Source organism: Spiroplasma endosymbiont of Dioctria linearis, from assembly GCF_964030865.1.
Taxonomy (GTDB): Bacteria; Bacillota_I; Bacilli_A; order Mycoplasmatales; family Mycoplasmataceae; genus Spiroplasma_A.
This window is the reverse complement of the sequence record NZ_OZ034984.1, coordinates 904659-918333: the sequence shown is the minus strand read 5'-3', so window position 1 is coordinate 918333 and position 13675 is coordinate 904659. Positions and strand designations below refer to the sequence as shown.

The window sequence follows — 13675 nt, the reverse complement described above, 5'->3', positions numbered from 1 at the left end:
ACTATGGATTTTGCACAAGAATCAGTTTCTTTAAAAGACTCTGAAATATTAACTAAATACAATATGTATTTAACTCAGGATGCTAAAGAAGGTGAGAAGGATTCTATTATTCGTTTGTATATTTACCAACTTTATTATAAGCATTTTTAAAATCTTCACACTTTTTAATATTGTTAATCAACTTAATCCTGATTCATTAAGTTCTAAAGTTAACATTTTAAATAGTTCTTCCTCATTCTATGTTTGTTTAATAATAGTGTTTTCTGCTCAATTACATCTTTTTTATAAATTAATATTCAATATTTAATTATAGAGTCTCTTCAAAAGTATAGATCTTTGATTTAACTTCTGGATTGTTCAATTCTCAAAGATATGGATATTATAGTAGGGGTAGTTATTGATTACTTTATTCAGAAAATTGTGAAACAGAAGAACAGGTGAACATATTATAGATAGGAATAAATGTTATGCGGTATTCTTAATGACAACATTAAAAGGTCTATTACCTGTTAATTCAGTGACTGAAATAAAAAAGGGCTTAATTGCTACTTTTAACTTTTTATATTAGTTGGCTTAATGTAAAAAAATGGAATTATTTAAAAAAAGCTTCAATAAAAACCTTTAATAAATGAAATAAATTATAGTACTAGTTATTCTTAAAAAAACTAAATAAATAATCTTGTAATTATTATCTAGAAATCCCATGTAAAACATTTATATTGGAATTTTTTATTTTAAAGCAGATTTAAAAATGAATTATTATTGGAAAAAATTTCATTTTTTAATAAAATTTCAAAAAATATTAATAAAAAAATAATTTAGTATGCTAAGATATTTTTAGGTATATAAGGAAAACCAAAAAGAGTAAGGACACAAGAAAGAAAATGAATAAACTGATAAAAGTGATATGTAGTTTGGGTTTGTTAATAACACCAACCATAGCAGTTGTATCATGTAATAGAGGTTCTTTAATAAAAGAGCCTGAATTAAATAAAGATAAAAAGCAATTTGAGTTATTTGGAGAAACATTTGAATCAAGAGAAGATGCCATAAACTATTATCTGGATTTAGATAATGGTTTACAAATTAGTTCTGAAAGTGACTATTTTTCAGAGATTTTTCTTGGTGAATCAAAACATAATTCTAGTGAAGATGTTTTAGAATATATTGATTCAAATTATCCAATAAAGGAATTAAAAACAAATAAAAATATTGATGCTTTTGTAATTGATGGAATGAATCAATTATCTTCAACTGTTGTAAAAAATGATAATGATGAGATTTATGTTTATAAAGATGCAGATGGCAAAGTTGTTTATGAACAAGATGCTATTAAAGCAAAAGAGATTGTAGAAAAAACATATTATAATAAAATTCAATCAAACTTTTATGTTGAAGATAAATTTTATAATAATATTAGTGAAGCAAAGGAACACTATTATAAAAATTTTATTAATAATTCTGAACAAGGTGGAATAGAAAAAGAAGAGCTATTTACAATTGGTTCTGCTAGCTATAATAAAAAGGAAGTAGAGCGGGAGATTGCCAACTCAATTAGAACTACCTATCTGTATAATAATCAAAAAATAAAGGATTTTGATTTATACACAAAAAACTCATTTAATCCTTCAACTGAAGATAAAAATAGAATTCAGAAGTATTTAAAATCGCCAGGTAAATTTCTTATTGAGACAAAAGGAAACAAAGGTGGTCAATTTACTGGTGACAAAGTAATAACTTCTCAATCAGATCTTAATACATATTTCTATGATGAAAAGAATTGAACATTGGCAAGTAAAACAAGTAAAAACCTAATGGATATTACTCAAAGTTTAATGAGTGATACCTTAATGTCCAGTGTTAATCTTTTAGAAAAATTTAAAACTAATGTTGAGAATAACAAAGATTTTAATAAGTTAGATTATTGTTTTCCAAGCAATGGAAAAATAAGTTCAGAATCTATCTTTAACTGTTTTAGTGACAAATCTACATATAAACAATTTTCAAATTTAGTAGAAAAATATGAACTAGTTTCAGAGTCTGAATATATTCTTTCTGAGATTAACAGTTTAACAACAATTGAGTTCATACAAAAAGCAGTAATTTATTTATATCAAATTGCAGATACTTTTAGATTTTCTCAAATTTCAGTAAAAGACTCAGATTTATTAAATGAATTAATGTATGAAGTAATTGTAAATATAACAAGTGAAATAAAAGAGTGAAAAGTGTTTGTGGATTCTTTAGGAAAAAATAATGTACTAATGGCTTTAGACTTCCTTATTGAGAAAAATGATTTTTTTGAAAAATTAAACTATATTGAAAATACAAGTGTGATTCAAAAAAATATTAATTCCCTAAATGACGCATTAAGTAATTCTTTTACTCAAAATTTAATGTTAAAAGCAATAGATGAAACAGAAAAATTAATTATAAAACATGCAACTCAAATAGCTAATCAAATTACAAATGAATTGAATAAGGCTGTTCAAAAGGCAGTAAGTGCTGTGCCAATTATTGGAGACATATTTGATTTTATTAATAGTATTAGTTTACAAAAAACTTTAGTATATGAATTAATTATCCCTGATACTAAACAAAAACTGAGTTATTCAATTACTGCTTGACAATGAGAAAAAGTAAAATTTAATCCGGAAGAAATTTTTAAAGTTTTTTCAATTAATAAACCAAGAGATAATGAAGTATACCAATTAGGTAATAGAAGTTTCTCATCAAAGGAAACTGCAAATGATTATTTAATTAGAATATTAATTGATGAAATGATTGAATCAAATAATGTAATATATGAAAGCGATTATTTTCCCGAAATTCAACTTAGTGATAAAAAAGAGTTAATAGAATATTTAACTAATAAAACTTTAACAGAAAATAAAATAAATTATTCTGCATACTCAGATCACTTTGGAGGAATTCATTCAAACGTTCGTGATGCCCTTGAAGCCATGGAAGAAAAATTAAAAGACCCAAATAATTTAACTAGATATCATTATTATAATTTTGGAACAGGAGCTAATTCTAACTCAAGTTTTTATACTAAAGATTATGAAGAAATGCTTTTATTTATTGATAATCAAATCAAAGATTTCGAAATGAAATTAGTAAGCTCAAGTGATTTATCTAAAAAGACTAACTTTGATGATCTATATGATTTATCTAAATTCGAAAAACCAATCTATACATTTAATTTATATGGAATGGACTATTTTTACAAAGATAAAGTAAATGCAACTTATGCCATTATGAAATTATTAAATTATAAAAGTACAACTATAGAAACTACAGTAGAGAAATACATTTTCAACAATACTATTTTTGAAAATAAAGTATTATTTATTGAATATTTAAATACAAATATAAAGGAAATAAATGTAAGCAAGGGGGTAAAGATTTATGCTTAGAAAACTACTAATTTCATTATCAACTTTAAGTTTATCTACATCAGCTACTTTAGGTCTTAATAATAATTTAGATTTAAAAAGTAACTCAAAATTAGAATTAAAATACTTAGAAGAAGATATTTTAAAAAATTCAAAACTAATAAAATCAGAATATGAATATAAATATCAAGATAAAATATATAGAGATAAAAACACTATATTAAATGAACATTTACAAAAGTCTCCAATTACTGTAGAACAAACAGTAAGTAATCCAAATAAAATTATTAAAAACTATGCAACAAATGAATTAGATGGATCAAAAATCTATAATAATAATTCAAAAGATATGGTAAAAGTTTATAAAAATGCTTTAGGTAAAGCAGTTTTACCTAACTGTGAAAATGGTTTAGTAGTAGGTTGTGTTAAATCAATAAAAGATCCAGTAACAGGAGAAATACTTAACAGCCAAATTGAAAGAACCTATGATAGTTTTGCAAATAAAGGGTTATTTGTTCCAATGTATTCATATGATGGACAACAATGATACGAGTCTACTTTTGAAGCAGAAAGAGAATTTAAAAAGAGTGAATTTCAAGTAGGTCAGTCACTATTCTATTTCTACAATGGAAAATATTATAATGCCTTTAATAAAAATGATATGGATGTCTTATTCAATTTATTTACAACTGGTTATCGCTATGAGGTGCTAGATGAATCATTGATTAGTGATCCAACAGTATTAGAACCTTTCAAAAAAGCTTTTAGTTTTAATGAAAAAGATTTTGTAAGTTATTTCTTTGATAACTTAAAAGCTCATATGGAAAATAATGAAAGAGTAAATGACATAATAAAAGTTGAAGAAAACCAATATACAATCAAACTTACAAGTTTTGGGAATAATTCACATGCAGAAGCTTTTACAATAAAACAAAATTTTGATAATAAAGAAAAGGGAGAAATAATTCCAGGAGAACGTGTTATAGTAGATGGCGAAATGGTTGGTTATAAGGATTTAACAATTGTTTTAAAAGGAAAAGCAGCTGCTAATTTAAACTATAAGACAGTTGTTGATAGACTTAGAAATACATCTTCATGGGATGTTGACTCTTATAATTATTGAAGAGGATGTGAAAATAGTAAAGGTAAAGGAAAGAAGACAAATTATATCTTTAGTAGTGGTGATGATTTTAAAATATCTTTAGATGTACCTGATCCAAGTAAATGTAATAAAATATGGTCTTCAAATCCACATTTAGGAATTTATGAAATCTTAAATACAGAAAAAAATACAAAAGTTCAATTAAGCTCAAAAAATAGTAATGATAAACTATGAAGTTATTTAAACAGTGATTTAAACATGAATTTAGATTTTGATAAAATTTTAACAGATAGAAGCAATAATAATATAGATTTAACTCAATGAGAAAAAGTAAGTAGTTATTCAACAGAAATAAAAAATGAACTATACTCTTCAATATTTGATCAACTACAAAAAAATATATTTCAATCATCTTTAGATAATAATAAAATAATAAAAAATGATTACTTATATGGATCTTTTAAGGAACAACAAAGTGGTATGAAGCTTTTTAATTATTCGTATTTAAATACAAAAAAATTATTTGAAGATTCATTTAAAAATACTGCTATTATTGATCAAAATAATAGAGCAACTTTTACTTGACAAGGAAAAGCATTTACAGAGAATGTAGATATTTGGAAAAATTATTTTGTCCCTCTAGAGAATTCAAGAAATAAACCTGGAATTGAATTAATTCCTAGATATTATTCTTACAATAGAGTAAATCATGAGAATAATAAAATTAATATTTATTCAGATCCCTTGGGTAATAATTTAGCAGAAACCAAACAAAAAGCTGAAGATATTGTCTTTAATAATAATTTAGGTATTTTAAGAAAATCATATCTTGTCTATGATATTAATGGGAAGGAAAAACAAATTTTTCAAGATACAAAAGAAGCTGCAGCACAAGAGTTAAAAAAGCAAATCTCGTTAGATTATAAATTAGTTCATAAAAATGAGTTAGCAAATTATAAAGATCAGTTTATTGATATGAATAATTTAATAACTGATGGCTTGTATTCAGTTTATAAATTTAAAGCAAGTAATGGCAATATGATGTACTTTAAAGATTACAATAGTGCAAAAGCAATTTATGAGAATCAGATCTCATTAATTGGAGGTATTGAAGAAAAATGAGTAAGCTACTACATTTATACAACAATAATCAAAGGAGTTAAAAGAAACTACTATTGAGATACAAACACAGATATTAAGCAATTATCAAATAAAATTTATTTAGATATAAAAGGAAAAAATTAATTATGAAAAAATTATTAACAATATTATCAGCATTTGGGTTAGTGGCATCAGCAAGTATTAATGTTGCTGCTTGTGGTGATACAGAACCACCTGTAATTAAGGAAAAAACAGATTGAGTAAAAGAAGATGCTATTAAAAATTTAGGTGAATTGCATTATGAAAATAATGGAGGGGAGATTAAAATAATCTCTGATTCTTTTAAATTTAACGCTTATACTAATCCAAATAATCCTGAAGACATTGAATGAAAAAAAGAAATAAACTTAAAAGAAGACGAGTTTGAACAAATTGATGGAAAAATGTATGGTGATTCAACAATTGATAATCAATGAAATTATGAACTTCTTTCATATGTTTCTCTTTCTAAGTATACTTATGCAGATAACGCTATTAAAGATTACAATGATACAATAATATATACAAAAAAGCCCTTTCTAAATTTCTATGAGAATTGATTTACTGCAGGTATACCTTATCAAAAATACTATAGATTTAATCATCAAGTATATGATAAAAATGGAGAAAACCCTATTACTGTTTACTTTACTACTATAATGTTTGATTTTATATTTGGTTATATAAATGAAAATATAGACAAAATAATGCAAGAAATTATAATAGATTTTAAGGAACTTGCTCTAAAAAATAATAAGGAAAATGTGGAGTTTTATAAAGATGGAGATATATATATACTAAAGGGAATGAAATTTGATGAGTATCTTCAAATAGAAAATAAAGAACGTAATATTTATTTAATTTTGAGAGGCTGACTATACTCAAAATGTTTAATTTTCGAAGAACAAATTAATACTTTTAATATAAAAGAATCTAAGATGGATTATTTAAAGAAAACCTCTTATGAAGTTAAAGCAGGGAATGATAAAAACTATGATAAACTTGAGTTAGGTTTTTTGAAAAAGTCACCATTGTATGAAGTTGGTTTTGATACTGTAGAGGGCTATCAAGAGCAATTTAGATTTCCATTAATTATTAATTTGCAAGAAGAAGTATAAAATTATATTTTTTTTAAAAATAAAAGAAAGATAAGAGTATTCAATGTGAAAAGCATTTTTATAAGGGAAATAAAAAATTTTAGCCTATGACTTAAATTAATTTTAACTCTAATTATTTATATTTTTATAGTTAATTTAATTAAGTTAGCATTTATTTTAATAAACACTGAAAATTATAATGAAAATTATAATTTTTTAATTACAAAAAAAATTTTATTAAGCTATTCAATATTTTTTATATTGATTTTTGTTATACCATTAATTTCCTTTGATATATTAAAGTTTAATAAAAAGTGAGTGTTGCAAAGTATTACTAATAAAAAATTATTAATAATATTGCTTACAGCACTGATTACTACACTAAAATTTTCTTTTTATATCTTTTTATACTCATGTATATTTTTTATAACAAATTTGTGGTGATTAAATAATAAATTGGACTTTATTGCAATCGTTTTATTTCAAACCGCTTTAATCTTAATGTTGACCATTTTGGTTCATTTAATATGTTATTTAATATTTACTTATAAAAATATTATTATGCAATTATTTTTAAGCTTTATACTATGCATTAATATAGCTATTTTATTATTTGCTCAACTAACTTTAAGCAATAATGAAGTTGTAAAGTTAAAATATACTAATAGTTTTAATCAAATTGAAGAAAAACAAATAACAACAGAAGAATTAGTTAATTTTTCATATATGACAAATAATAATTTATATTATGATATTCCATACTTAGAAGCTAATAAATGAAATCAAGAACAAATATTCAAATTATACAGTGATTTTTTAAAAATCTCATGTAATTCTAATGTTAATGTATTTATTAAAGAAGAAAAATTAAAAGCTACTTGTGAAGTAAAAGAAGAAAAGATCGCAAAAGAAATTGCTTCTAAAGAGGGTGTTAATTTAATTTGAATTAATTCAATTAATAATAAAGAAAGTAGTTTAAAATTCAAATTTATTTTTGATTCAATTTTAGAAGAAAATTGAAGAGATAAATTACAAATTATTAAATTATCTTTAAAATCTAATTTTCAAATTCGCAATGAGCATTTATTAACTTATGATTTTATAAATGGGATTTACTTCACAAATAACGGAATTAATTTTTATGGAGATTCGAAAGAGGAATATGAAACACTAGAGGATTTTATAAAAATGCTATTCTATTATTATTTAATTAATTATTCAAATAACCCAACAGAGATTGATCCAATAACTAACATTTTATATCTTAAAGTATTTGAAAATTTTTTAGATACATCTATTTTTTCAAAATATGAGTTTTGAAATATTTATGATGATTTTTCATGGAATAAGGATTTTTTAGCTGCAAGCATATTAGAAATTCATAAAAAATATTATATGTATGATTTTATTGAAGTCTATTTAACAAATTGCTTTTTTTTAAATCTCTTTAATATTAATATGAGATTAGAAAATATTAAAAGTATAAATTCAAATTTAAATAAAATGATTAAAAAAGATTATCTAAATTTTTCTAAAAGCATTGAGTATTTATACTATGAAATGTTTCCCAATCAATATAATCTTGATTTGCCAGCAGTTTTAAATTTACAAAATTTATCTTTAAAAAAAATAAATAAAATAAATTTTGAGCAAGATTTAAAAGAAAATATAAAAATTAATGGTTTTAAAAAAAGTAGTTATTATTTGGCTTTTTTACTTTTTATCATACTTATTTTTCTTATATTTGTATTTATTAAGACATTTACACTGTTTAATCAAAATTATGAGGTTAATATTTTTAGCTCACCAAGAGTTTATAATTATAAAAAAAATAGAGCAAAAACAAAGAAATATTCAAAGTGAAAGGCAAAAACAAGAGGTTAAATTATATAAATTTTAAAAAAATTCAACTTATATTTGACTTATATATTTAAAGTAGTAAGATTTAAATATTGAGATTTTAAAATCTCTGAGGTGCATAATGAATATAAATGAAAATAATAAAGAGATAGCAGACTCCAAAAATGTCGCTGTAAGCGACGATTGGTACAAACTATCAAATAAAAAAATATGTAGTATATTAGAAACAAATCCGCAAACAGGATTATCAAATCATGAAGCTAAATTAAGATTAGAAAAATATGGTAAAAATAATCTTCCTAAAAGCAAAAAAACTAATTGATTTATAATTTTTTTAAAGAGCTTTTTAGATCCTTTAAGTTTAATAATGATTTTATCTGGTTTAGCTTCTGGTTTAGTATCTGCAATTTCACAAAAAATTGAAACTGTTGATATAACAGGTTTAGTTATTATTGCAATAATAGTTTTAACTAACTCTATTATAGCAACAATACAAGAAGTTAAGTCTCTAAATCAAGTATCTAATTTGAATGAAAATAAACAATTTGCAATTGTTTTAAGAAATTCAAAGAAAATTGAAATCAATATTGAAGAACTTGTACCAGGAGATATTATTTTTGTTAATTCTGGAGGATTTGTTCCAGCAGATACAAGAATCATTGATAATCAATTGCTTAGAATTGATGAGTCAGCTTTAACTGGAGAAAATGAACCTGTTAAAAAGATTTCAGATTCTATTAAAGATAAAAACCTAATGCTAGGAGATCAAAAAAACATAGCTTTTATGTCTACATTGGTTATTGAAGGTAAAATGATGGGTGTTATTTTTGGAACAGGTAAGGAATCTGAAATTGGAAAAATTGCAAATAAGATTACTTCTCATAAACCTGAAAAAACACCATTAGAAAAAAAAGTAACTTTATTAACTGCAATTATTGGTTTAACATCAATTATATTAGGATTAATTTTATTTTTAACAGCATGATTTTTAAGAGATTCAATCCATCCTTCATCTGGGGGAAGAGCAGACATAAAAAATCTTTTATTAGTTGCTGTTTCAGCTGCAATATCTTTAATCCCAGAATCACTGACAATTATTGTAAAAATTTGTTTAATGGTGGCTACTAAAAAAATGGCCAAAAAAAATGTTATTATAAAGAATCCAAAATCAATTGAGACTTTAGGAAATGTTAATGTAATTTGTTCAGATAAAACAGGAACACTAACTCAAAATAAAATGACAGTAGATAAAATTTTTATTGATTTTTGTGAAAAAGATTTAAAGGATTTAGATAAAGCAAAACATAAAGAATTAATAAATTGTATATCATTGTGTAGTGATGCAATTGTAGAAAAAGAAAAAATTGGAAGTGCAACTGAAATAGCTACAATTGAATTTATAAAAAAATTTGATATTGATTATATTAAAATTAGAAAAAATAATGAAAGAGTTGATGAAATTCCTTTTGACTCAAAAAGAAAATTAATGACTACTTTAAATTATGTTGATAAAAAAGAAATAATTTATGTAAAAGGAGCAGTTGATTATCTTTCAAATATTTGTACGAATAAACTTGTAAATGGTAAAGTAACTCCTTTAACAGAAAAAGATAGAAATATTTTAAATGAACAGCTTTACAAGTTTGCTAAAAGTGGATTAAGAGTTTTAGGTTTTGCTCAAAAAGAGTATAAAGACTCTAAAGATACTTATGAAAGTAATTTAACTTTTTTAGGTTGTGTGGCAATTATTGATCCACCAAGAGAAGAAGTTAAAAAATCAGTTGAAGAAGCTAAAAAAGGTGGTATTCGTGTAATTATGATTACAGGAGATCACAAAATAACTGCTTTTGAAATAGCATCAAGATTAGGAATTGCAGATGAGATATTTGATGGAGTTTTAACAGGCCAAGATATTAATGAGTTATCTAGAGATGAGTTAAAACAAAGATTGCAAAAAACCAACGTTTTTGCAAGAGTAAATCCTGAACATAAGGCATTAATTGTGGATTTACTTCAAGAAGATAAAAATATTGTTGCAATGACAGGAGATGGTGTTAATGATGCACCAAGTCTAGTTAAAGCTGATGTTGGTATATCAATGGGAATTACAGGCACAGAAGTTGCTAAAAGTGTAAGTGATGTTATCTTAGCAGATGATAATTTTAAAAGTATTATATCTGGAGTTAACTCAGGAAGAAATGTTTATGAAAAAATTAAATATTCAATATCATTTCTACTTGCAGCAAATATTAGTCAAATAATTACACTATTGTTAATACTTGTAATAAATAAAGATATTGCTTTAAACTCAGTTAATATTTTATTTCATATATTTATTATTGAAACTATTGTTGCAGTTCCTATTGGAATGCAAAAAGAAAGAAAAGGTGTTATGAAGAACCCACCCCCAACAAGTAAGCATGAAAGTTTACTAAAAGGAATTTGAGTTCAAATGTTTATAACAACATTCTTTAATACCTTATTTGCTGTTTTAAATTATCAAATTGCAGTTTGATGATTTGGTTATGGTAGTGAAAGCTCATTAGCATTTGGTAAGACAGGAGTTTATATAGCAATTATGTATTCACCAATATTTTACTCAATACTATATAATAATTTTTTCTTACCAATTAAATCAACAAAAAATATTAGTGATGTTGATAAATACCGACCAAATAAATGATTATTAATTTTAATGGGAGTAGCTTTTGTTGTGACAACCTTAACTTTAATTCCCGTAGGGATAATTAATGACTTTTTTGATTTCACAACAATAGGATTAAATCCAATATTGGCAATGATATTTTTTATAAATTCATTATTACCTACAATATTTATTTACTTTACATATAAATTAGTTTTTAAATGAATTTAAGTTGCTAGGAAAAGTTTATAGTATTTTTTTTACTATATAATAAGAGTTGTATTTAATATAAAGAAGGAAAAATGGAATTATGGAAGATTTTGAATTACAAGTTGGTGGAGGTAAGTTTCTTAAAACTTTACTCTACTACTTTATACAAGAATGAAAATTATCATTAGTAATGTTAGCTCATTGTATCATTATTGTTATATTAGCTTTACTTTTACCAATACTAACATTTCAGATGACAGGAGCTATAGGATTAAAAAATGATCCGGAAAAAGTAGTTCAGGGAACAAATATTATTACAAAAATATGAACGGAAGATTGGTTGCTATTAGTTTATATTTCTATAGCAGTTGTTCTTATTTATTGTGTCTTTTCTTATGTATATGATTATTTGGCATTTATATTGGGAAGAAGAATAGAAATTAGTTTAAGAAATAGATGTTTAGAAAACTTAGTAAGACAAGATATTTCTTATTACTCAGATAAAAAAATTGGAGAAATATTAACAAAAATTGTTTCAGATACTCAAATAGTAGGAGATCAAGCTGTTCAAGTACCATTACAATTTGGACTATCATTCTTCGAAATTATTGGTGCAGCAATTTTAATGTATATATTAAGTTGACAATTAGCAACAGTTACTGTGGTCACTTTTGCAATAATAATGGCTTTAATGATGATTTGTTTCTTTGCAACAAGAAAAAAAGTAATTAAAGTAAGGGAAAGTATTACAGAAATAAATGGTAATGTAACTGATAGAATTGCAACTGTAAGATTAATTAAATCAAGTGGAACAGAAAATTATGAAACAGAAAGATTTAAAGAAGTTCACAAAGATTTCTATAAAAAATCAAAAAAAGTTGGTACAAGACTTGCACTTATGTTGACAATTATGTGAGGTGGAATATTTGTGCTTCAATTTTCAACAGTTGTAAGTGCTATGCTAATCTATGGTAATGCTGATAAAGTTGTCTCAAAAGAGTTCTTTGGAACTACATTTGCATCATATAATTTAGCTCAAGGCCTAATGATAGGACCACTATTTAATATAATGGCAGCTTTATTTGGACTAGCTCAAGCTTCTGTTGCTTCACAAAGAGTTGATGATACTATCCATGCTAAATCAATTATGGATTCTCATTACTTTGATGGTGAGATTGTTAAGGAAGTTAAAGGGGATATTCAATTTAAAGATTTAGAATTTGAATATCCTGAAAAACCAGGAAAAATTATTTTACCTAAGTTTAGTTTTACTTTTGAAGAAGGAAAATCTTATGCTTTCGTTGGTGAAACTGGAAGTGGTAAGTCAACAATAGCAAAATTACTTTTAAGATTTTATGACCCTTCAAAAGGTAAAATCCTTATTAATGGTAAAACAAATTTAAAAGATGTAAACTTAGCAAGTTATTTAAGACATGTTGGATATGTAGAACAAGATCCTCAAATCCTTTATGGTGATGTATTTGAAAATGTAAAGTATGGTTCATTTGATGCAACCGATGAAGAAGTAATTGAAGCATGTAAAAAGGCAGAATTGCATGAGTTGGTTATGACTTGACCAGGAGGCTATGAAACCATTTTAGGAGAGCGTGGTTTCTTATTAAGCGGTGGTCAAAAACAAAGATTAATTATTGCAAGAATGTTCTTAAAAAATCCACAAGTTTTAATACTTGATGAAGCAACTTCTGCACTGGATAATATTGTAGAAAAAGAGATTCAAGCAAAATTAGACTTATTGATGAAGGGCAGAACAACTGTTACTATTGCACATAGATTGAGCACTATAAAAAATGCTAATGAAATTATTGTTTTAGGTGGTAATGGAGCTGGGATAGTTCAAAGAGGTAAGTTTAATGAGTTAAGAGATCAACCAGGACATTTTCAAAAACTTTATAAGGCAGGATTAATTGAATAATATTAAAAACAAATATTTTTATTTGTTTTTTTTATTTTTATAAAAAAGCATTTTTTTGTAAAAATTTAATAAAAAAGATTGATTTTAATAATATTAATATGCTATTATGAATAGGTAGAAATCTATCTATGGCTTTTTAGCTCAGTTGGTAGAGCAACCGGCTGTTAACCGGTTGGTCGCAGGTTCGAGTCCTGCAAAAGCCGCCATTTTGATGGCCTGTTGGTGAAGCGGTTAACACACACGGTTTTCATCCGTGCACACACGGGTTCGAACCCCGTACAGGCTACCATT

Annotated in this window: 7 protein-coding genes and 2 tRNA genes; all 9 read left to right on the top strand. The window is 24.7% G+C overall.

The features are described 5' to 3' along the window. Positions 1-3 precede the first annotated feature (3 nt). Positions 4-150, top strand: coding sequence for a hypothetical protein (locus AAHM84_RS03985; RefSeq protein ID WP_342258625.1), 147 nt, complete (start codon positions 4-6; stop codon positions 148-150). Between the two features lie 734 nt (positions 151-884). Then, positions 885-3419: a hypothetical protein gene (locus AAHM84_RS03980; RefSeq protein ID WP_342258624.1), complete on the top strand. Its 2535-nt coding sequence runs from the start codon at positions 885-887 to the stop codon at positions 3417-3419. Further along, positions 3412-5745: a hypothetical protein gene (locus tag AAHM84_RS03975; protein WP_342258623.1), complete on the top strand. Its 2334-nt coding sequence runs from the start codon at positions 3412-3414 to the stop codon at positions 5743-5745. Before AAHM84_RS03980 ends, AAHM84_RS03975 begins: the two co-directional genes overlap by 8 nt. Before the next feature lie 2 nt (positions 5746-5747). After that, positions 5748-6758 (top strand): lipoprotein, encoded by a 1011-nt coding sequence (locus AAHM84_RS03970; RefSeq protein WP_342258622.1) that lies wholly within the window; start codon positions 5748-5750, stop codon positions 6756-6758. 540 nt (positions 6759-7298) lie between these two features. After that, complete coding sequence (locus AAHM84_RS03965; protein ID WP_342258621.1) at positions 7299-8621, top strand: hypothetical protein; 1323 nt, start codon at positions 7299-7301, stop codon at positions 8619-8621. Between the two features lie 97 nt (positions 8622-8718). Further along, entirely contained in the window at positions 8719-11472 is a 2754-nt protein-coding gene (locus AAHM84_RS03960) for a cation-translocating P-type ATPase (protein WP_342258620.1), read from the top strand. A 79-nt stretch (positions 11473-11551) separates the two neighbouring features. After that, positions 11552-13384, top strand: coding sequence for an ABC transporter ATP-binding protein (locus tag AAHM84_RS03955; protein WP_342258619.1), 1833 nt, complete (start codon positions 11552-11554; stop codon positions 13382-13384). 130 nt (positions 13385-13514) lie between these two features. Then, a tRNA-Asn gene (locus AAHM84_RS03950) sits at positions 13515-13590 on the top strand. Positions 13591-13597: 7 nt separating this feature from the next. Next, a tRNA-Glu gene (locus AAHM84_RS03945) sits at positions 13598-13673 on the top strand. Positions 13674-13675: the final 2 nt, after the last annotated feature.